We start from the raw sequence: 20,145 nt of genomic DNA, 5'->3' as shown, positions 1-20,145 counted from the left end.
CCGCGCCTCTCCCGGCCGTGCGGGACAGGAGAGGCGCGGTCAGGGGGTGCGGCTCAGGGGACCGGGCGCCGGAGGTCCGCCAGCAGCGCGGCCTCCGCGACCTCCGGATGCCCGCTCGCGCACAGCGCGTCCAGCGCGTCCACCCACGGCTGTGCCCAGGAGGTGGACTCGCCGCCCCTGACGACCAGGTGCACGGCGGCGAGCCCGGCCGTGACCGAGCCGTGCGCGCGCAGCGCCGCCACCACCGTCGCGATGGCCCCGACGGGCTGGGCGTTCGTCGGTGTCCGCCGGTGGTCGCGCACCTGGTCGAGGTTGCCCGGCCGCTCCCCCGCCAGGCCGAGCCAGCGTTCCCAGCGCTCCGGCGAGGCGTCCGGGACCTCCAGCGCCGTCAGGGCCGCCATCAGCGCCACCCGGGACGCGGAATGTGCCAGCCCGGCCCGCTCCAGCGCGTCGGCCACCGCGTCGAGCGCACCCGCCGGGCGGTCGCGGTACGCGTCGTTCTGTTCGCCCAGGACCCACAGAGCGGCGCGCCGCTCCCCGGACTCGCCGCTCCGGGCCTGCGCCACCAGTACGCCGAGCACGGTGACCAGTTCCCCGTGGCGCGGGCCGGGGACGGCCCACTCGCACAGCAGGTCCAGCGCCTCGCCCCGGACCTCACGCGGACGCCCCGGGTCGGCCGCCACGGCCGCCATCGTCTCGCGCACCGGCCCGTCGTCGGCCGAGCCGGGCCACCTGAGCGCGTGGGCGGCCTGCACCGCCGTGCTCCGCTCCGCGGTGGCCACCGTCCGGGCGAGGAGGCGGTACCGGGCCCCGGCGGCCGCGGCCCGCTCGGGACGTGCGGCGAGAACCCGTTCGCGTACCGCCGGGTGATGCAGTTGTGCGGCAAGCCGCTCCCCGATGCCCGGCACGTCCATCCGCGCGGTCAGGGGGCCTGCCATCGCGGCATGGACGTCACGGTGCTGGCCCGGTGCGTCCCAGCCCGCGAGCAGGGCGGCGGTGGCGGTGCGGGAGGACAGCGCGGACAGCCCCCGGACGGCCGCCTTCCGGCCGCCGACCGACCCGTCGGTGTCCAGGACCATCCGGGCGAACCGGGCCACGGCCTCCTCGTCGGACACCGTGGCGAGCAGGGTCCTCGCCCCCGCCATCGCCGCCCGGCCCCGTACCCCGCCGGTCCCGGCGCGGTCGAGCAGGAAGTCCAGCGTCCCGGGGTGCGCCGCGGCCCCTCCGCGCTCGGCGGCCCGCTCCCCCAGTGCCCCGCAGGCGGCGGCCGCCACGGGCTGCGGTGCCCCGGCGACGAGCGCGTACAGGGCCTCGGTGTCGCCCAGCAGGGCCGCCGCGTCGGTGCGTTCGCGCAGCGGTACGTCGTCGTCCGCCGCCACCCGGGCCAGTTGCGCGTCGAGCAGGGCGCGCTGGCGCGGCAGCCACCGCCCGAGCCCGGCGCGGACCTGGCGGGGTGCCCAGCGCGGCGGCAGGTCCGGCCCCAGGACGGTGTCGAGGAGGTCGGTGCGGCGCCGGGACAGCGTCCGCCACACTTCGGGCACGGCCACGAAGGACACATCGGCGGCGAGCAGTTCGGCGCACCGCCGCTCCCGGGTGACGGGATCGGCGAGCCGGAGCGCGGCGGCCCGTCGGCCCCGTACGCCGTGCGGATCGCCGAGAGCCAAGTGGCCCACGGCACCGTCGAGTGCGGGAAGTTGTGTGAGGTGTCGCGCGAACAGGCCCGCGAGCAAAAGGACTTGGTCGGGCGTCGGCGTTCCGCAACGCTCCCAGACCGCGCGGGCCCCGGCGCCCGCCATGTCCAGCGGGCGCACCTCCCCGCTCCCGCGCGGATCCTCCAGGACCCGGACGAGCAGCCCGATGACGGCCGCCGCCCGTTCGGCGTCACCGGCGCGTACCGCGCACAGGACGGTACGCCGCAGCCACTCCTCGGCGGCCCGGAGCGTCTGCGCCGTCGAGTCGCGGGACTGCACGGTGGTCATCGCGGCGTCCCGCAGCGCGGCGAAGGGTGCCGCGTCCAGCAGCGGGCCGTGGGCGGCGCCCGCGGCGAGAAGGACGGTGCGGCGCACCTCCTCCTGGTCGTGCCAGGCCCGCTCGCAGGAGAGGAGGACGCGTGCGTACGCCTGCGGATCGCGCTGCCCGCCGACGCAGCGCAGCAGGGCCGTCCAGGCCAGGGCCCGTTCCCACGGGCGGTGGGCGGCGCTCAGGTCCCGCAGCAGCGGTTCCGCGTCGGCCGGCGGCAGCAGGGAGGCGATCCGGGTGCGCGGGTAGGCCCTGCGCCCGGCCCGCCCCTTCAGCAGGCGTCCGGCGATCTCGGTCCGGTCGGCGGGATCGAGCGAGGCCACGGGGCCGATGAGGCCGGTCCAGTGCCCCCGGCTCCCGTCCAGCCGCGCCTCGACCGCCCGGCGGCGCTCGGCCGGTGGCAGCAGGGCGAGCAGTGGCTCCGCCGTGGTCCAGCTGTCGGTCGGGCCGCCGATGTCGTGCTCCACCCGCAGGACGTCCGCGAGCAGGGCGGCGTCCCGCGGACCGCAGGCGTCCAGCGCGCGGCGTACCCGCCGGGACACCGGCCCCGGAGCGAGCGGGACCCGTTCGGTTCCGGTACGCCGCAGGGAGGCCGCGACGGCGGCCGGTTCCCTGAGCAGCACCAGCGCGGCCGGCCCGGTGACCAGGTGCGGGGCGCGCTCCAGGAGCAGTGCTCCGGCGGCCGGGTCTCGTGCGGTCAGGCGGTCGACCAGGTGCCGGCCGCCGTTGCGCGACCGGGCCGCCTCCCACCGGTCCCGGCCGTCGGACAGTGCCCGGTCGGCGAGATGGGCGGCGAGGGCGCGGGGTGCGGTACGGGTCAGTGTGAACAGGATGCCCTGCGGCACCCCGGACAGCCGGGGCAGCCACCGCCCGACCGCCTCGGGGGTACAGGCGGGCAGCAGCCGGGCGGCGTCCTCGTCGCCGTGGAGTTCATGGACGCGGGGAAGCATCCGGTCGGCGAGGGCCCGGCGCCGGGACAGCCGCAGAACGCGGTACGTGTCGTGGCGCACGGCCCGCGACGGGCTCAGGGCCAGGGATTCCAGGGCCTGTTCGGGAATCGGCAGCCGGATCGCCGCGGACAGTGCGCGCGGGCGCAGCACCGGGTCGGCGAGGGCGCGGGCGACGGTTTCGAGATCGCGGCGGACAACGGCCAGGAACAGTGCCAGCCGACGGTCGTCGGGGTCCGCGGTGTCCAGGGCGGCGCGTGCGGCGCGGTAGCCCTCGTCGTCCAGGGAGCGGGTGTGTTCGGCGATGGCCCGCATGCGGGCCGGGTACGGAAGGTGGTCGAACCGGGCGTACAGAACGGTGACTTCTTCTCTGCGGGGCGTGGGTGCGTTCATCGCGCTCACCGGGAGGGGGTGAGCCGGGCCTTTCGGATCATCGTCATGACGGCGATGGTGGCACCGGAGACCACTGGTGCGCAACGCTTTTCGAACGCGGAACGGCTGCCCCTCGCGTGCCTCGCGTACCGCCGCGTGCCTCACGTACCGTCGCGTACCCTCGCGCAGATGATCACCGCCGAAGCCGAGACCCTCGTACGCGACCACACGATCTACTCGTGCGTGATGGGTTCGCGCGCGTTCGGGCTCGCCACGGACGGCAGCGACACGGACCGGCGTGGGGTCTTCGTCGCGCCCACCCCGTTGTTCTGGCGCTTCGAGAAGCCGCCGACGCACGTCGAGGGTCCGGCCGACGAGCAGTTCTCCTGGGAACTGGAACGGCTCTGCGAGCTGGCGCTGCGGGCCAACCCGAATGTGCTGGAGTGTCTGCACTCCCCGCTGGTGGAGCGGATCGACGACACGGGCCGCGAACTCCTCGCGCTGCGCGGGGCGTTCCTTTCCCGGCTCGCCCACGGGACGTTCGTGCGGTACGCGCGGGGCCAGCGCGGGAAGCTGGACGCGGACGTCAGGCAGCACGGCGCACCGCGCTGGAAGCACGCGATGCATCTGCTGCGACTGCTGGCGAGCGGCCGGGATCTGCTGCGTACGGGCGAGCTGACGATCGAGGTCGGTGACGCTCGCGAGGAGTTGCTGGCGGTGAAGCGCGGTGAGGTTCCGTGGGCCGAGGTGGAACGCCGGATGAACCGGCTGGCCGAGGAGAACGACGAGGCGGCCGTCCGCTCCCCGCTGCCGGCCGGACCGGACCGGGCCCGGGTGGAGGACTTCCTCGTCCGGACCCGGCGGGCGTCGGCACAAGACACCGCGTGAGGCACCGCACGCACGGCACCGCGTGAGGCACCGCGCGCACGGGGCCGCGTGAGGCACCGGACGACGTGACCGACCCGGCCCGCGCTACTCCCCCAGCCGGGCGCGCACGACGAGTTCGTTCAGGGCGTCGAACTCCGTCACCGCGTCCGCCAGCAGCGACCGGGTCTGCGCCTCGTCCAGGACCCGGTGCAGCCCTTCGATGTCCCGCGCCACCGCCGCCCCGTCCAGCTCCCGCGCCCCGCCGTGCTCGGCCTCCGCCTTCGCCGCGATCAGGTCGGGCAGATACGCCGGGGCGGCCACCGCGCCGAGCAGCGTCGGCAGATGGGCCTGTATCCGACCGCTGCGCATCAGATGGATGCCGGTGAGCAGCGCCCGGAAGGTGTAGAGCAGCGGCTTCAGCTCGCCGGTCTTCTCGAAGAGCCGCCACTGGGTCCCGGCGAAACCCCGGTAGTGGTGCGCGTGGTTACGGGTCAGCACACCCGGGGCCAGGGCGCACAGTTCCGCGTGGAGTGCGGTCGTGTGCACGACCAGCGGGGACAGCAGCTGTTCCAGTACGTAGCCGTTGGGCCGCAGCATGAGGCGGACGAACTTGCGGAGGTCGTGCGTGACGAGGTCCATCTCGACCCCGTCACGGTCCCACATCCGTGAGCGGGTCTCGTCCGGTTCGCGCAGCCCCAACAGGTCGTGCGGGGGCAGGATATGGACCCCCCGAAGGTCCACATCCGAGTCCCGGGACGGGAAGCCGTACAGATGGGCCCCGGAGACCGTCGCGAAGAGCAGCGGTGCCGGCTCCTCGGCGAGGACCGGACCGAGGTCGGTGACCGGCAGTCCGGCGCGCTGGAGGCAGGAGGTCGCGGTGCTCATGGATCACGCGTCCCAGAGCGCGGCCAGCGACAGCAGATCGCTGCGGTACTCGATGCGTTCCGCCCACTCCTTGGGCCAGGCGCCCGCGCCCAGATGGGCCCCGGCCAGCGCTCCCGTCAGACAGGCCAGCGAGTCGGAGTCGCCCCGGGTGCAGGCGGCCCGGCGAAGGGCGGTGACGGGCTCCTCGGGGAAGAGGAGGAAGCAGTGCAGGGCCGTGGCGAGGGCCTCTTCCGCGACCCAGCCGTCGCCGGTGCTCCGGCAGGGGTCGGTCTCGGGCGACGGGGCGCGCAGGGCGTCCTGGACCGTGCCCAGCGCGGTCTGGCATTCGTCCCAGCCACGCCGGATGTACGCCTCGGGCGAGGAGTCGCCCGCGTACCGCCAGAGGTCGCCCAGCCACCGTTCGAGGTAGCGGCCGCTGTTCTCGTACGCGTACGAACGCAGCTGCCCCACGAGTCCCATCGGCTCCGCCCCCTGGGCCAGCAGGAACACCGCACGGGCCAGCAGGTCGGAGGCGGCCAGTGCCGTCGGGTGGCCGTGGGTGAGGGCCGCCTGGAGCTGGGCCGCCCCGGCGCGCTGTTCCTCGCTGAGGCCGGGTACGAGTCCGACGGGCGCGACCCTCATGTTGGCGCCGCAGCCCTTGGAGCCGGTCTGGCTGGCCTCCTGCCAGATCCGGTCGCCGTCGAGCAGCCGGCACGCCTTCATGCAGGTGCGGCCGGGGGCCCGGTTGTTGTCCGGCGAGTGGAACCAGTCCACGAACTCCTCGCGGACCGGGCGGATCAACCGCAGTGGGGTGAGCAGCCCGCGGTCCATGGCCGTGCGTATGCCACGCCCCAGCGCGAGCGTCATCTGGGTGTCGTCGGTGACGATCGCGGGCTTGGGCAGCGCCATCTGCCGCCACGGCCCGCATTTGGCGAGGATGGCGGGCACATCGTTGAACTCGGTCGGGAAGCCCAGCGCGTCGCCGAGCGCGAGCCCGGTCAGCGCACCCGTGGCCGCCTGTTTGGTGAAGGTCCTGGTCGTGTTCATTCCGTTCGTCCTTCCGGGCGCAGGAGTGGAGGGTGCAGGGCGGTGGCGGCACCCGCCCGGTACAGGGCGGCCGGTTTTCCCCGTCCGCCGGTGCGGCGCGGCGGTCCCTCGACGGCCTGGACGAAGCCGGGCGCGTTGAGGACCTTGCGCCGGAAGTTGGGGCGGTCCAGCTCGACGCCCCACACGGTTTCGTACACCTGCTGGAGCTCGCCGAGGGTGAACTCGGCGGGGCAGAAGGCCGTGGCCAGACAGGTGTACTCCAGCTTGGCGCCGATCCGGTCGTAGGCGTCGGCGAGAATACGCTCGTGGTCGAAGGCGAGGACGCCCACGGTGCCCGCGTCCCACCAGCGCGCGCGGACCGCGTCCCCGCCCCCGCGCGGCTCGGGCAGATCGGGCAGGAGGGCCGCGTACGCGACGGAGACGACCCGCATCCTGGGATCCCGGTCCGGTTCGGAGTAGGTGCGCAGCTGTTCGAGGTGGAGGCCGCGGACGGTGTCCTGGCCGAGGCCGGTCTCCTCGGCCAGCTCGCGGCGCGCGGCCACGTCGGCCGACTCGCGGGGCAGGAGGAAGCCGCCGGGCAGGGCCCAGTGGCCCTTGTACGGCGCCTCGCCCCGCTCGACGAGCAGGACGTGCAGCCGGCCGGCGCGGACCGTGAAGACCGCGAGATCCACGGTGACCGCGAAGGGGGCGAAGGCGTAGGGGTCGTACCCCTCGGGGGCGCCGGTGGTCATCGGCGCTCCGGGAGGGGTGCGGCGAAGTTCCAGCCGGTGGCGAGCACCGCGTCCACGGCGGCGACGGCGGCTTCCAGGCGCGCCTCGTGCGGACCCGTGACCTCGATGAACTCCCTTCCTGTACGGGTGAGTTCGGCGCGGAAGCGGTCTGTCATCCAGGGCCGCAGCTCCTCGCCGTCGCGGAGTCCGTCGTCCTCGAAGACGACGCCCTCGTGGTCGGTGAGCAGCCACAGGTGGTGCCGGGCCCGGTCGGCGATGTCCTCGACGAGCGGGTTGCGGCCACCGACGTACCGCTCGTGCCAGACGGTGGTGGCGAAGGAGTCGGTGTCGCAGAACAGCACCGGGGAGCCGGTGCGCGCGGCCGCCTCCTCCCTGGCGTTCTGCTCCTCGGCCATGACGGGGAAGTCGTCCGTGGTGAAGACGACGTCCTCCCACTGGGCGTCCGGCCACCGGCGGCGCAGTGCGGCCAGCCTCTGTTCGCTGAACTCGCGCCCGTACTCGGCGACGTACCGGGTCCGCGCCCAGCCGCCGCCGCGCGCCCGGTAGTGCTCCGTGAGGGCCCGCGCCAGGGTGGTGGTGCCGGTCGACTCGGCGCCGAGGACGACGATCCGGCGGGTGAGCGCGGCCCGGACGGGCGGTTCGAGGAAGTCCCAGCAGCCGACCGGGTCCTCGCGCACAGCGGTGCCGGACACCGGGAAGAGGCTGCGGTCGGGGTCGACGAGGACGGACGCGGCGCCGAAGCGCCGGGCCAGCTCCGCCCCGTAGGACTCGGAGGTGAAGACGGCGTCCACCCGCTCCGGTACCGCCGCGGTGAACACCGCCATGTGCGCGTCCCAGATCGCCGGGTCCGTCAGATCCATCCGGGTGTCGTCGACGGCGCCCACCACCCGCACGTCCGGGTGCACCTCGCGCATCCAGGCGACCCGGTCGGCGAGCGGGACGGACTCCACGGAGGCGGCACAGACCAGGACGGTCAGCCGCTCGCAGCGGTCCCGGGCGGTGCGGACCAGGTGGTGGTGTCCGGCGTGCGGCGGATAGAACTTGCCGAGGACCAGACCGTGGCCGAAGCGCTTCATACCGCGGCCAGCTCCGCCGTACGGTTCCGGCCCGCGTCGAGATCACGGTTCCAGCTGCGCAGACCCATGAGGCAGAGCGCGAGGAAGCCGATGTAGAGCAGGGAGGTCAGATAGAGCTCCTTGTACGCGTACAGCGGGATGTAGACCACATCGGCGGCGATCCACAGCCACCAGGACTCGACCCGCTTGCGGCACTGCCCGTACGTCGCCATCAGCGACAGCGAGGTCGTCAGCGCGTCCCAGAACGGCACCGTCGAGTCGGTGGCCCGCGACAACAGGACCGTGAGCGCGAGGGTCCCCACCGCCCCCGCCGTGAGCAGCCAGATCCATTCGGTGCGCGTGGTACCGCGCACCGGCAGGACGGATGCCCCTGGTCCACCCCCGTGGGTCCAGGACCACCAGCCGTACACGGCGAGGGTGATGAAGACGATCTGGAGGCCGGCGTCGGCGTACAGACCGGACTGGGCGAACAGCAGGATGAAGAAGAGGTTGTTCGCGATGCCGATGGGCCAGTTGGCGAGGTGCTGGCGGGCGACGAGCCATACGCACAGCGCTCCGCTGCCGAAGCCGAGCACCTCGGTCCAGCTGACCGGGGTGCCCAGGACCGTCACCAGGGGTTGCCGCAGGGGATCGAGGAAATCCGTGAGACTCACGCCCGCCTCCTTAATAGTCACTCTGACTATAAAGAAGGAACGGCGACGGCGAAAGGCCCGCGGCCGGTTTCTGTTCGCCCATCGGGAACAGGAACCGGCCGCGGGCCTCGGAGCCGGCCGGGGTGGCTACAGACCGACCTCGCGCATCAGCATGCCGACCTCGGTGTTGGTGAGGCGGCGCAGCCAGCCGGACTTCTGGTCGCCCAGCGGGATCGGCCCGAAGGACGTGCGCACCAGCCGCTCGACCGGGAAACCGGCCTCGGCCAGCATGCGCCGGACGATGTGCTTGCGGCCCTCGTGGAGGGTCACCTCGACCAGGTAGTTCTTGCCGGTGTTCTCCACGACGCGGAAGTGGTCGGCGCGGGCGTACCCGTCCTCCAGCTGGATGCCGTCCTTGAGCCGCTTGCCCAGGTCGCGCGGGAGCGGGCCCTGGATGGCGGCCAGATAGGTCTTCTTCACGCCGTACTTGGGGTGGGTGAGGCGGTGGGCCAGCTCACCGTGGTTGGTGAGCATGATGATGCCCTCGGTCTCGGTGTCCAGCCGGCCGACGTGGAAGAGCCGCGTCTCACGGTTGGTGACGTAGTCGCCGAGGCACTGGCGGCCGTCCGGGTCCTCCATGGAGGAGACGACACCGGCGGGCTTGTTCAGCGCGAAGAAGAGGTACGACTGGGTGGCGACGGTCAGACCGTCGACCTTGATCTCGTCCTTCTGCACGTCGACGCGCATGCCCTGCTCGACGACGATCTCGCCGTTGACCTCGACGCGGGACTGGTCGATCAGCTCCTCGCAGGCGCGCCGCGAGCCCATACCGGCCCTGGCGAGCACCTTCTGCAGGCGCTCGCCCTCCTCCTCGGCGCCCGGGTGGGTCTTGGGCAGCTTGAGGTCGGGCTTGTTCGCGTACCTGTCCCGGTTGCGCTGCTCGATCTTGGCGTCGAGCTCACGCGGACGGGCCGGGGCGCCGTACGGGGCGCGCCGGGTGATCCTGCCGGCGCCCTGCGAGGCCTTCGGGCCGCCCTTGGCGCCACCGCGGGCCGCGGCGCCGCGCCCCTTGCGGAGGCCGCCGTCGCCGCCCGGCTTGTCGGCGCCGACGTCGTAGCGGCGCTCCTCGGGACGGGGACGGCGGGGGCGCTGCTCCTGCTTGTCGTCGCGCCCGCCCTGGCCGCCGCCCTGACCGCCCTGACCGCCCTGGCCACTGCCCTGGCCCTTCGGCCGGAAGGATCCGCCGGATCCGCCGCTGCCGCTCCGGGGGTTCCGGTTGCCGCCGCCGCTGCTTCCGCCGCTGCTCCTGCCGCCGCCGCTGCCGCCGCTCCTGCTGCCGCCGCCGCTGCTCCTGCCGCCGCTGTTTCCGCCGCTCCTGCTGCCGCCGCTGCCGCTGCCGCCGCCGCTTCCGCTGTTCCTGCCACTGCTTCGCATCAAAAATCCGTCTTGTCGTGTGCGTGAGTATCCGGGGTGTCCGGTGCGTCCGGATCGAACGACGGCACACCCTCTAGCGTCTCAGCCTCGATCGCGTCCGCCTCCGGGAGGAAGGGCGCGAGCTCCGGGAGCTCGTCCAGGCCTCGCAGGCCCATACGCTCCAGAAAGTAGTTCGTCGTCCTGTACAGGATCGCACCTGTTTCGGGTTCCGCGCCCGCCTCCTCGACCAGACCCCTCTGCAGGAGGGTCCGCATCACGCCGTCGCAGTTCACTCCGCGCACCGCCGAGACGCGTGAACGGCTCACCGGCCCGCGGTACGCGACCACCGCGAGCGTCTCCAGAGCCGCCTGGGTGAGACGGGCGTGCTGACCGTCCAGGACGAAGCCCTCGACCGCCTCCGCGTACTCGGGCCGCGTGTAGAACCGCCAGCCGCCCGCGACGAGCCGCAGATCGAAGCCGCGCCGCTGCACGGTGTACTCGTCGGCCAGCTCCCGCAGCGCGTCCGCCACGGCCCCGCGCGGCCGCTGGAGGACCTTGGCGAGGTGTTCCTCGGTGGCGGGCTCGTCGACGACCATCAGGACCGCCTCCAGGGCGGGCTTCAGGTCGAGGGCGGCGACCGTGCCCGTGTCCCGGTCCTCGTCGCCGTCCCCGCGGTGCGCGCTCATGTCTCCGTGTCCTCCTCGGCCGCCGCGTGGATCTCCTGGTCGAACTCGTCCGTCACCGCGGGCTCCGCCCCCTCCCCGCCGCACCAGCGCACGAGGAGGTCGCCGAGCGCCTCCTCCTGGTCGAGCGTGACGGCCTTCTCCCGGTACAGCTCCAGAAGGGCGAGGAACCGGGCGACGACCGTGAGGGTGTCCGGCGCGTCCTCGACGAGCACGCGGAAGCTGACCTCGCCCGCCCCGCGCAGCCGCGCCACCACGATCTCCGCCTGCTCGCGCACACTCACCAGCGGCGCGTGGATGTGGTCGACGTACACCTGGGGCTTGGGCTTCGGCTGCATCGCCTTCCCCGCGAGCCGCGCGAATCCCTCGGCACCGATGCTGATGACGACCTCGGGCAGCAGCGCGGCGTGGTGCGGTTCGAGACCGACGGTACGGGGGTAGCGGCGGGCCTCGGACTCCAGCCGGCCGTTGAAGATCTCGGCGATCCGCTTGTACGCGCGGTACTGGAGCAGCCGCGCGAAGAGCAGGTCCCGGGCCTCCAGGAGCGCCAGGTCCGCCTCGTCCTCCACCTCGGCGGTGGGCAGCAGCCGGGCGGCCTTCAGGTCCAGCAGGGTGGCGGCGACGACGAGGAACTCGGTGGTCTGGTCGAGATCCCAGTCCGCCCCCATGGCGCGGATGTACGCCATGAACTCGTCGGTGACCTTGGACAGGGCGACCTCGGTCACATCGAGCTTGTGCTTCGAGATCAGCTGGAGGAGAAGGTCGAAGGGCCCTTCGAAGTTCGCGAGCCGCACGGTGAAGCGTTTGTCGTCGGCAGCGGACCCGCCCCCCGGCACCGGCTCCGCCACGGGCTCGGACACGGTCGCGACCGCAGGTTCGGGCTCCGGCTCCGGCTCCGATACGGGAGCGCCCTCAGGAACGGCCTCCGGTACGGCAACGGCCTCCGGTACGGGGGCCGCTTCGGCTTCGGGCGGCGGCGGCCCCCAGGACGCGGCGCCGCCGGGCCCGCGGCCGAGAGCACGGCGGCGCGGGCTGGCGGAGTCGTCGGTCACGGGCATCGCGGTCCAGGGGTGCGGGAAGAACGGGCGGGCGGTGGCGGCCCCGGCACGGGCGGGACGGGACGCCCGGAGGGGACCCCGGCCCCGCACGGGCGTGGAGAGGCGGGCCCGGCGGTCGGCGCGGGCCCTGACGGGCAGGCTACCGGCGCCGTACCGCTCAGCGGCCGCGCAGCCGCCGTACGAGGATGCTCGCGTCGCCGCGGGACTCCAGATCGGCCAGCACCACCGCGACCGCCTCACGCACTATCCGCCCGCGGTCGACCGCGAGCCCGTGCTCGCCGCGCAGGACGAGACGGGCGTGTTCGAGGTCCATCAGTTCCTCGGCCGACACATAGACGGTGATCTTCTCGTCGTGGCGCTCCCGGCCGCTGGGCCGTCGATTGGCACCACGCCCGCCGCCGCGCCTGCGCTGCTGCTGCTGGACGGCGGGGGCCTGCTCCTGCGAGGCGGGAGAGGCCGGTGAGGCGGAACGGGACCCGGGGACTGCCCTGCCGCCCGCCGCGGACCGGTCGCCCTCGGCGTCGCGGCTGCGCGATTCGCCCCCGTCGGCACCGGCCGCCGAGTGTTCCTCCCGGGCACGGGCCGCGGACCGGTCGGCCGAACCGCCGCCGGAACCGTCCGGAGCGGACGCGTCCGTCGCGGAATCGCCCTCCCCCGCCGGTGCGGGCACCCGTCCCTCGGCGTTCGCCTTGCGTCGCCGCTCCGCGGGGGATGACGCCTGGAGCCCCATCCCACCGGTGGTGCGGAACAGTTCGTCGGCCCCCGGCAGACTCACTCGGCGTGACACCGGGCGAGCACCTCCCTGGCGAGCTGTCGATAGGCTGCGGCACCGACCGAGTTGGAGGCGTACGTGGTGATGGGCTCACCGGCGACCGTGGTCTCCGGGAAGCGCACCGTGCGTCCGATGACCGTGTGGTAGACGTGGTCGTCGAAGGCCTCGACGACCCGGGCGAGGACCTCGCGGCTGTGCACCGTACGGGAGTCGTACATGGTGGCGAGGATGCCGTCGAGCTCCAGTTCCGGGTTGAGCCGCTCCTGGACCTTCTCGATGGTCTCGGTGAGCAGCGCCACTCCGCGCAGCGCGAAGAACTCGCATTCGAGCGGCACTATGACCTTGTGGGCCGCCGTCAGGGCGTTCACGGTCAGCAGGCCGAGCGAGGGCTGACAGTCGATCACGATGTAGTCGTAGTCGGCCATCAGCGGCTTCAGGGCGCGCTGGAGGGTCGACTCCCGGGCCACCTCGCTGACCAGCTGCACCTCGGCGGCCGAGAGGTCGATGTTGCTCGGCAGCAGGTCCATGTTGGGTACGGCGGTCTTCAGCAGGACCTCGTCGGCCGACATGCCCCGCTCCATGAGCAGGTTGTAGACCGTGAGGTCGAGCTCCATCGGGTTGACCCCGAGACCGACCGACAGGGCACCCTGCGGGTCGAAGTCGACGAGCAGGACGCGTCGCCCGTACTCCGCGAGTGCGGCGCCCAGGTTGATGGTCGACGTGGTCTTGCCGACGCCGCCCTTCTGGTTGCACATCGCGATGATCTTCGCGGGGCCGTGATCGGTCAACGGGCCCGGGATCGGGAAGTACGGCAGGGGCCGCCCGGTCGGGCCGATCCGCTCGCGGCGCTGGCGCGCGGCGTCGGGCGCGAGGGTGGCCGCGTACTCCGGGTCGGGCTCGTACTCGGCGTCGGGGTCGTAGAAGTGCCCCTCGGGCACCTCGGCGAAGTCGGCGAAGTGGGCGGTGTCCCGGCCACTCTCGTTGCCGGCCATGGCGTTCACGTGTAGGCCGTCCATCATCTGGGGGGCTGTCGTCATGTGCTGTTGGGTGGTGAAGGTGCGGACAGCTACGGAGCCGACAGCTTGGAGCCCGATCGGGCCCTGACCCCGTGCAGGCATCCCTGGTTGACCACCCCCGGGAGTAAATGTCGACTCATTCACAAGTCGTCTTACCTCCTTGGACGTGACCAGGAAACTTATCGATAGGTCAGCGTGGCACCATGCCGACGATTGGCGACTCTATGGCGTGTCACCGGTCCGCAGCAACACAATCCGCCGGACCCGGCCCGATGTGTCGGCAATCGAACACCGCCCTGTCAAGGGTGCACAGCGAGCAAGGCGCGCATTTCACCGCTGCACGAAACGGGTAAAGAGTTACGTTCGAGACGAGTTGCGCAAGGCCCCCACCGGACCCGATACACGTCCGGCCGGACCTTGCTCGGCAAGGTCCGGCCGGACGTACGAGGTTGACGGAAGGCGTTGACCCGTCAGCCGAGAAGGGTGCTCAGCTCGACGTGCGCGAGCCCGTGCGCCTCGGCCACCTCACGGTAAACGACCTGCCCGTCATGGGTGTTGAGCCCCTTGGCGAGTGCGGCGTCACGGCGCAGCGCGTCGGCCCAGCCGCGGTTCGCGAGCTCCACGATGTACGGCAGCGTGGCGTTGGTGAGGGCGTACGTGGAGGTGTTCGGCACCGCGCCCGGCATGTTCGCGACGCAGTAGAAGACCGAGTTGTGGACCATGAAGATCGGCTCGGCGTGCGTCGTCGGATGCGAGTCCTCGAAGCAACCGCCCTGATCAATTGCAATGTCGACAAGTACACTTCCGGGCTTCATCTTGGCGACGAGCTCGTTGGTGACCAGCTTCGGGGCCTTCGCGCCGGGGATCAGCACGGCACCGACGACGAGGTCCGCCTCGACAACCGCCTTCTCCAGCTCGAAGGCGTTGGAGACGACCGTCTGCACCTTGGTGCCGAAGATCTTGTCGGCCTCGCGCAGCTTGTTGATGTCCCTGTCGAGCAGCGTGACGTGGAAGCCGAGACCGACGGCGATCTGCGTGGCGTTCCAGCCGGAGACGCCACCGCCGATGACCACGGCCTTGCCGGCCGCCGTACCGGGGACGCCGCCCGGCAGCACGCCGCGGCCGCCGACCGAGCGCATCAGGTGGTACGCGCCGACCTGCGGGGCCAGCCGGCCCGCGACCTCGGACATCGGGGCGAGCAGCGGGAGCGCGCGGTTCGCGGTCTCGACCGTCTCGTACGCGATGGCGGTGGTGCCGGACTCCAGCAGCGCGTCCGTGCACTCGCGGGAGGCGGCGAGGTGGAGGTACGTGAAGAGCGTCTGCCCCTTGCGCAGGCGGTGGTACTCCTCGGCGACCGGCTCCTTGACCTTCAGCAGCAGATCGGCGGCGGCCCACACCTCGTCGGCGGTGGGCAGGATCCGCGCCCCCGCGGCGACGTACTCCTCGTCCGTGATGGAGGAACCGGCACCGGCGTTCCGCTCGACCAGGACCTGGTGGCCGTGACGGACGAGCTCATGCACTCCGGCAGGGGTGATCGCCACCCGGAACTCGTTGTTCTTGACTTCGCGGGGGATGCCGACCTTCACGTCGATCACGGTCCTTGGCTCGGAGGGTTACCAGGGCAGAAGTGGACATACCCGGATATACACAGCGTAAATGGAGACGCCACGAAGGAACGCGGCAGAGCCAGTCTAATGAAGGACTTCGCGCTGTCTAGCCTTACAAAGCATTAATTTTCAGTCGTGACACTACGGATTTCGTAGGTAGATCCTTCCTCGCCCAGCAATCTGTCGGCCGCACCCCTGTGCAGCCCGGCCGCCGCCGGGTCTCCGAGCCGGTCCAGCGTGTCGGCCAGCCTGAGCTGGAGCGCCGCCTGAAGCCGCACGTCCTCGGCCTTCCGGGCCAGCTCGACGGCCTCCCGGCAGGTGTGCAGCGAGTCCTGCGGGCGCCCCGCGTACTCCTGCACCCGCGCCGCCTCGCTGAGCGCCCGCGCCTGGGCGGGCAGGTCACCGAGCCTGCGATAGCCGGACGCCGCCGCCCGCCAGTTCCGCAGTGCCTCTCCGTAACGCCCGGCGTACGTGTGGACGGCGCCGAGCCGCCCGTACAGCCGCGCCTCGTCCGCCCGCTCCCCCTGGGTGAGGCGCTGGGCGAGCGCCCGGCCGTACCAGTCGGAGGCCCGGTGGAAGTCCCCGAGCTCCACGTAGGCACCTCCTACGGATTCCATCGCGCGGCCGGTCGCGTACAGGTCCTTCGCCTCCCGGCCCGCGTCCAGCGCGGCCCGGTAGCGGGTCAGCGCCTCCTCGGTGCGGCCGGTCCTGGCGTCCAGATCGGCGAGGTTGAGCAGCGCGGCGGCCCGCTCCCGGGGCAGCTCGCGGCGCTCGGCCACATCCAGGACCAGGCCGTGCAGCCCGTACAGCTCGGGCGCGGCGGCCTCGGTGCCCCGGTGCGCAGCCAGTGCCCGCACCAGCGCCGCCACCAACCTCCGTGCCAGGGTGTCGAGTTCACCGTCCTCGACGGCGATCCTGGCCGAGGCGAGCAGGGCGGGCTGGCGGACCCGCAGCCATGCGGCGGCCTCCTCGGCATTGGGGAAGCGCAGCGAGCGGGGCAGTCCGGCGAGCTTGCGGCGGGCGGCGGAGCCCTCCGGCTCGGTGACCGCCCTGCAGGACTGGAGCCTGCGCACGGTCCGCTCCAGCATCCGGGCCCTGGCCAGCTGGATCTCGGCCGGGCGGTCGCGGTCCTCCAACAGGGCCCGCAGCAAAGGGGCGAGGCAGCCGGGCACCTCGTACTGGGGCTGCGCCGCACCGTTCGTCCGCAGCAGCCCCAGCTTCGCGAAGTCGCCCAGGGTCGACTGGGCGGCGGTCACCGAGCAGCCGGCCAGCGCGGAGGCGGTGTGGGCGTCGGCGAGCCCGGCGGGCGCGAGTGCGAGAAGGCGCAGTATCCGGGCGGCGGCCTGCGGGAGGGAGTCGTGGACCAGCCGGAAGGCGCGGGCCAACGGGCGTGCACCGGCGGGCTGTTGGTCACCGGTCTCCGGCAGTGTGTGCAGCCGCTTGGCGACATCGGCGACCGAGGCCCCCGGGCGGGCGGCGAGCCAGCCGCCGATCAGGACGAGGGCGGCGGGCTGTCCCCCGCACTCCTCGGAGAGGCTCTCCGCGGTCAGCGGGTCGACGGTGATGCGGACCTGGCCGATGAGGCTGCCGAGCAGCCGTACGGCGGAGCCCACGTCGAGCCCGCCGATGGTGCAGGGGCGCACGTCGGGGATGCCGGTCAGCGGGCCCGTCGCGGTGGCGACGACCAGACAGTCCGGGTTGTCGGGGAGCAGCGGGTCCACCTGTTCGGCGTCCACGGCGTCGTCGAGCAGCAGCAGGACCCGGCGTACGGCGAGGGCCTCGCGCACCATCTCGGAGAGTTCGTCCTGATCGGCGCCGGGCGGGGCGGGCACGTCGAGCAGGTCGAGGATGTCGCGGGCGGTGCGCTCGGTGGGCACGCGTTCGCCGCCTGGGTCGGTGAGCCCGGCACGGAGCACTCCGTCGGGGTAGTCGCCGGTCCCCGCGAGCCGTCGAGCGAGCTCCGCGGCGAGTGCGCTGCGGCCGGAGCCGGGGCGTCCCGCGATCAGCAGGACCCGGGCGCGCGGGATCTTGCGGCCGGCCAGCGTGTCCAGCCCGGCCCGCTCGATGTCGGCCCGCAGGGCCTTCAACTCTCGTTCCCGGCCGAAGAATTGGGGTGGGGCGGCGCCGGACGGCTCCTCGGTCCCCGCAGTCCGGGCCGGGCCGCTGGTGTCCACCGCCTGATCCGTCACGAGCCACGCTCCACTTCGCTGCACGCGGTGCCCGCCGGAACTCCGGTCGGGAGCTTCCGAGCGTAGTTCAGGGGTGCGGACGATCATGGCGGAGCAGGGCGGGAAGGTCCCCCGATCGGATCAGCGTTCTTTACGATCGTCCGACCGGGGGCCCCGGAAAGCGATGGCCGACGGCCCGTCAGGCCTCGAACGGCCGGGCGGGCCAGGGTGCCTCGGCCGGGCGCAGCGAGTCCACTCCCTCGCCCGCGAGCGTCGCGGTGAGCGCGAGCACGCCCACCACCAGGCAGGAGTTGTGCAGATCCCCGGCGAGCACCCCGCGTACCAGCTCCGTCAGCGGCACCCGGGCCTGCTCCATGTCGGCCTCCTCCTCGGAGACCGCGTACCGCTCGCCCTCGGCCTCGGAGAGGTTCCGGGCGAGGAAGACGCGTACGGCCTCGTCGCTGCCGCCGGGCGTGGTGTAGATGTCCGTCAGCACCCGCCATTCCTCGGCCTTGACGTGCGCCTCCTCGTACAGCTCGCGCTGGGCCGCGTGCAGCGGGTTCTCGCCGGGGATGTCGAGCAGACCGGCCGGGATCTCCCAGAGCTTGTGGCGCACCGGGTGCCGGTACTGCCGCAGGACGAGGACGCGGTTCTCCTCGTCGATGGCGAGGACGGCGACGGAACCGGGGTGGACCTGATAGTCGCGGCGGGCGACGGTGCCGTCGGGCATCACCACGTCATCGGTGCGGACGCTGGTCTTCTTACCGGTGAAGGGCGTCACCGTCGAGGTGACCTGCCACTCCTCGGGCGTGTCCTGGAAACCCATGTACGTCCTCCCACGAACAAACAGAAACCGGGGTACGCGTCCGTGAAGGATCCGTACCCCGGTCAACCGTAGTGCCTCGGTGTTACTCGCCCGTCGCGCGAGCGGCCAGCTGACGCTCCACGGCCGCCTTCACCAGACCCGCGAAGAGCGGGTGCGGGCGGGTCGGGCGGGACCGCAGCTCCGGGTGCGCCTGCGTGGCGACCAGGTAGGGGTGGATCTCGCGCGGGTACTCGACGTACTCGACGAGCTTGTTGTCCGGGGAGGTGCCGGAGAAGACCAGTCCGGCCCTCTTCTCCAGCTCGGCGCGGTAGGCGTTGTTTACCTCGTAGCGGTGGCGGTGACGCTCCTCCACGTACGGCTGGCCGTCGTACGCCTCGCGCACGAGAGAGCCCTCGGCGAGCTTGGCCGGGTAGAGGCCGAGCCGCATGGTGCCGCCCAGGTCGCCCGCGCCCTCGACGTACGCGAGCTGCTCCTCCATCGTGGAGATGACGGGGTGCGCGGTGGCGGCGTCGAACTCGGTGGAGTTGGCGTCGGGGATCTCGGCGAGGTTGCGCGCCGCCTCGATCACGATGCACTGCAGGCCCAGGCAGAGGCCGAGCAGCGGCACCTTGTTCTCACGGGCGTACTGGATGGCGCCGATCTTGCCGTTGACACCGCGGTCGCCGAAGCCGCCGGGGACGCAGATCGCGTCGACGTCGCCGAGCTGGTTCGCGGCACCCGCCGGGGTCTTGCAGTCGTCGGAGGCGACCCACTTGACCTTGACGCGGGCCTTGTTGGCGAAGCCGCCGGCCCGGATGGCCTCGGTGACCGAGAGGTAGGCGTCCGGCAGGTCGACGTACTTGCCGACGAGCGCGACGGTGACCTCGTGGTCGGGGTTGTGCACCCGGTCCAGCAGGTCGTCCCAGGTGGTCCACTCGACGTCCCGGAACGGCAGGTCGAGCTTGCGCACGACGTAGGCGTCCAGGCCCTCGGTGTGCAGCACCTTCGGGATGTCGTAGATCGACTTGGCGTCCACACAGGCCACCACGGCGGCCTCGTCCACGTCGCACATCAGCGAGATCTTGCGCTTGATGGCGGTGGGCACGTCACGGTCGGCGCGCAGCACGATGGCGTCCGGCTGGATGCCGATGTTGCGCAGGGCAGCCACGGAGTGCTGGGTGGGCTTGGTCTTCAGCTCGCCGGAGGGGCCGATGTAGGGCAGCAGCGAGATGTGCACGACGAAGACGTTGTCGCGGCCGACCTCGTGGCGGACCTGGCGGACGGTCTCCAGGAACGGCAGCGACTCGATGTCACCGACCGTGCCGCCGACCTCGGTGATGACGACATCGACGTCGTCGGTCGCCATGCGGCGGATGCGGTGCTTGATCTCGTTGGTGATGTGCGGGATGACCTGGACGGTGTCGCCGAGGTACTCGCCGCGCCGCTCCTTGGCGATGACCTGGGAGTAGACCTGGCCGGTGGTGACGTTGGCCGAGCCGTCGAGGTCGACGTCGAGGAAGCGCTCGTAGTGGCCGATGTCCAGGTCGGTCTCGGCGCCGTCGTTGGTGACGAACACCTCACCGTGCTGGAAGGGGTTCATCGTGCCGGGGTCGACGTTGAGGTAGGGGTCGAGCTTCTGCATGGTGACCCGCAGGCCCCGCGCCTTGAGCAGGGCACCCAGGCTGGAGGCAGTCAGACCCTTGCCGAGGGAGGAGGCGACACCCCCGGTGACGAAGATGTGCTTGGTCGTCGTGGATGTGGGCTGCATAGCCAAAGGGGGCTCCCGTGGTCGCGATGATGAGGTGCGTACCGGCTGCCGAACCGGAGAATCCGGAGGTGCCGTCGCTGCGGTTCGGGGGCCTCGTCCGCTGTCGCGAACGACCACCGGTCCACGGGCTACCAGGGTAACAGCGACGGCGGGAGGCTGCTTCCGACCACACCCCTCACACTGGCATCACAAGTTCACCGCACTGGTTTCACGTCCCACCCGTTCGGCTCAGACGTATTGCGACGACCGTCGCGCGGATCTTGCTGGTGCGTCGTATCCTGCTCAAACATTCGCTGCCGA

Annotated in this window: 16 protein-coding genes; 1 reads left to right on the top strand and 15 read right to left on the bottom strand. The window is 72.3% G+C overall.

The genetic code is table 11. The features are described from left to right. Positions 1-53: 53 nt before the first annotated feature. Positions 54-3,359 (bottom strand): hypothetical protein, encoded by a 3,306-nt coding sequence (locus OG413_RS23465; RefSeq protein WP_266808490.1) that lies wholly within the window; start codon positions 3,357-3,359, stop codon positions 54-56. A gap of 168 nt (positions 3,360-3,527) precedes the next feature. Here OG413_RS23465 and OG413_RS23460 point away from each other — a divergent pair, with 168 nt between their 5' ends. Then, positions 3,528-4,226 (top strand): nucleotidyltransferase domain-containing protein, encoded by a 699-nt coding sequence (locus OG413_RS23460; protein ID WP_266808488.1) that lies wholly within the window; start codon positions 3,528-3,530, stop codon positions 4,224-4,226. Between the two features lie 84 nt (positions 4,227-4,310). On the opposite strand, the gene OG413_RS23455 is transcribed toward OG413_RS23460, so the two are convergent. From OG413_RS23455 to OG413_RS23390, 14 genes are all read right to left on the bottom strand, one after another. Next, a complete protein-coding gene (locus OG413_RS23455; RefSeq protein ID WP_266808486.1) occupies positions 4,311-5,090 on the bottom strand; it encodes a nucleotidyltransferase domain-containing protein in 780 nt (259 codons plus the stop codon). A gap of 3 nt (positions 5,091-5,093) precedes the next feature. Continuing rightward, positions 5,094-6,116 (bottom strand): ADP-ribosylglycohydrolase family protein, encoded by a 1,023-nt coding sequence (locus OG413_RS23450; protein ID WP_266808484.1) that lies wholly within the window; start codon positions 6,114-6,116, stop codon positions 5,094-5,096. Next, positions 6,113-6,847, bottom strand: coding sequence for an NUDIX domain-containing protein (locus OG413_RS23445; RefSeq protein WP_266808482.1), 735 nt, complete (start codon positions 6,845-6,847; stop codon positions 6,113-6,115). The genes OG413_RS23450 and OG413_RS23445 overlap by 4 nt, the downstream gene beginning before the upstream one ends. Beyond that, positions 6,844-7,923, bottom strand: a complete 1,080-nt coding sequence (locus OG413_RS23440; RefSeq protein WP_266808480.1) for an AAA family ATPase — start codon at positions 7,921-7,923, stop codon at positions 6,844-6,846. The genes OG413_RS23445 and OG413_RS23440 overlap by 4 nt, the downstream gene beginning before the upstream one ends. Further along, positions 7,920-8,576, bottom strand: coding sequence for a nicotinamide riboside transporter PnuC (pnuC, locus tag OG413_RS23435; protein ID WP_266808478.1), 657 nt, complete (start codon positions 8,574-8,576; stop codon positions 7,920-7,922). The genes OG413_RS23440 and pnuC overlap by 4 nt, the downstream gene beginning before the upstream one ends. Positions 8,577-8,702: 126 nt before the next feature. Next, entirely contained in the window at positions 8,703-9,989 is a 1,287-nt protein-coding gene (locus OG413_RS23430) for a pseudouridine synthase (RefSeq protein WP_266808476.1), read from the bottom strand. Further along, positions 9,989-10,654: an SMC-Scp complex subunit ScpB gene (gene scpB / locus OG413_RS23425; protein WP_266808474.1), complete on the bottom strand. Its 666-nt coding sequence runs from the start codon at positions 10,652-10,654 to the stop codon at positions 9,989-9,991. Before scpB ends, OG413_RS23430 begins: the two co-directional genes overlap by 1 nt. After that, on the bottom strand, positions 10,651-11,709 hold the full coding sequence (locus OG413_RS23420; RefSeq protein ID WP_266808472.1) for a ScpA family protein: 1,059 nt from the start codon (positions 11,707-11,709) through the stop codon (positions 10,651-10,653). The genes scpB and OG413_RS23420 overlap by 4 nt, the downstream gene beginning before the upstream one ends. A 157-nt stretch (positions 11,710-11,866) precedes the next feature. After that, positions 11,867-12,484: a hypothetical protein gene (locus OG413_RS23415; protein WP_266810321.1), complete on the bottom strand. Its 618-nt coding sequence runs from the start codon at positions 12,482-12,484 to the stop codon at positions 11,867-11,869. After that, positions 12,481-13,599 carry a ParA family protein gene (locus OG413_RS23410; protein WP_266808470.1) on the bottom strand — a complete coding sequence of 373 codons (1,119 nt, stop codon included), beginning with the start codon at positions 13,597-13,599 and terminating at the stop codon, positions 12,481-12,483. The genes OG413_RS23415 and OG413_RS23410 overlap by 4 nt, the downstream gene beginning before the upstream one ends. Positions 13,600-13,967: 368 nt before the next feature. Beyond that, complete coding sequence (gene ald / locus OG413_RS23405) at positions 13,968-15,083, bottom strand: alanine dehydrogenase (RefSeq protein ID WP_266810319.1); 1,116 nt, start codon at positions 15,081-15,083, stop codon at positions 13,968-13,970. A gap of 143 nt (positions 15,084-15,226) precedes the next feature. Continuing rightward, a complete protein-coding gene (locus OG413_RS23400) occupies positions 15,227-17,293 on the bottom strand; it encodes a tetratricopeptide repeat protein (protein ID WP_266808468.1) in 2,067 nt (688 codons plus the stop codon). A 178-nt stretch (positions 17,294-17,471) separates the two neighbouring features. Continuing rightward, positions 17,472-18,098 carry an NUDIX hydrolase gene (locus OG413_RS23395; protein ID WP_266808467.1) on the bottom strand — a complete coding sequence of 209 codons (627 nt, stop codon included), beginning with the start codon at positions 18,096-18,098 and terminating at the stop codon, positions 17,472-17,474. A gap of 82 nt (positions 18,099-18,180) precedes the next feature. Continuing rightward, complete coding sequence (locus OG413_RS23390) at positions 18,181-19,845, bottom strand: CTP synthase (RefSeq protein ID WP_266808465.1); 1,665 nt, start codon at positions 19,843-19,845, stop codon at positions 18,181-18,183. Positions 19,846-20,145: the final 300 nt, after the last annotated feature.

Source organism: Streptomyces sp. NBC_01433 (assembly GCF_026340105.1).
In the GTDB taxonomy this organism is placed as follows: Bacteria; Actinomycetota; Actinomycetes; order Streptomycetales; family Streptomycetaceae; genus Streptomyces.
Note: the sequence above shows the minus strand (reverse complement) of the source record. Positions and strands in the feature narration are given on the sequence as shown.

Bases quoted from the DNA above. Each gene is read 5' to 3' on its own strand.
- OG413_RS23465 (WP_266808490.1), bottom strand. From the start codon at position 3,359: ATGAACGCACCCACGCCCCGCAGAGAAGAAGTCACCGTTCTGTACGCC.
- OG413_RS23460 (WP_266808488.1), top strand. From the start codon at position 3,528: ATGATCACCGCCGAAGCCGAGACCCTCGTACGCGACCACACGATCTAC.
- OG413_RS23455 (WP_266808486.1), bottom strand. From the start codon at position 5,090: ATGAGCACCGCGACCTCCTGCCTCCAGCGCGCCGGACTGCCGGTCACC.
- OG413_RS23450 (WP_266808484.1), bottom strand. From the start codon at position 6,116: ATGAACACGACCAGGACCTTCACCAAACAGGCGGCCACGGGTGCGCTG.
- OG413_RS23445 (WP_266808482.1), bottom strand. From the start codon at position 6,847: ATGACCACCGGCGCCCCCGAGGGGTACGACCCCTACGCCTTCGCCCCC.
- OG413_RS23440 (WP_266808480.1), bottom strand. From the start codon at position 7,923: ATGAAGCGCTTCGGCCACGGTCTGGTCCTCGGCAAGTTCTATCCGCCG.
- OG413_RS23430 (WP_266808476.1), bottom strand. From the start codon at position 9,989: ATGCGAAGCAGTGGCAGGAACAGCGGAAGCGGCGGCGGCAGCGGCAGC.
- scpB (WP_266808474.1), bottom strand. From the start codon at position 10,654: ATGAGCGCGCACCGCGGGGACGGCGACGAGGACCGGGACACGGGCACG.
- OG413_RS23420 (WP_266808472.1), bottom strand. From the start codon at position 11,709: ATGCCCGTGACCGACGACTCCGCCAGCCCGCGCCGCCGTGCTCTCGGC.
- OG413_RS23410 (WP_266808470.1), bottom strand. From the start codon at position 13,599: ATGCCTGCACGGGGTCAGGGCCCGATCGGGCTCCAAGCTGTCGGCTCC.
- OG413_RS23395 (WP_266808467.1), bottom strand. From the start codon at position 18,098: ATGGGTTTCCAGGACACGCCCGAGGAGTGGCAGGTCACCTCGACGGTG.
- OG413_RS23390 (WP_266808465.1), bottom strand. From the start codon at position 19,845: ATGCAGCCCACATCCACGACGACCAAGCACATCTTCGTCACCGGGGGT.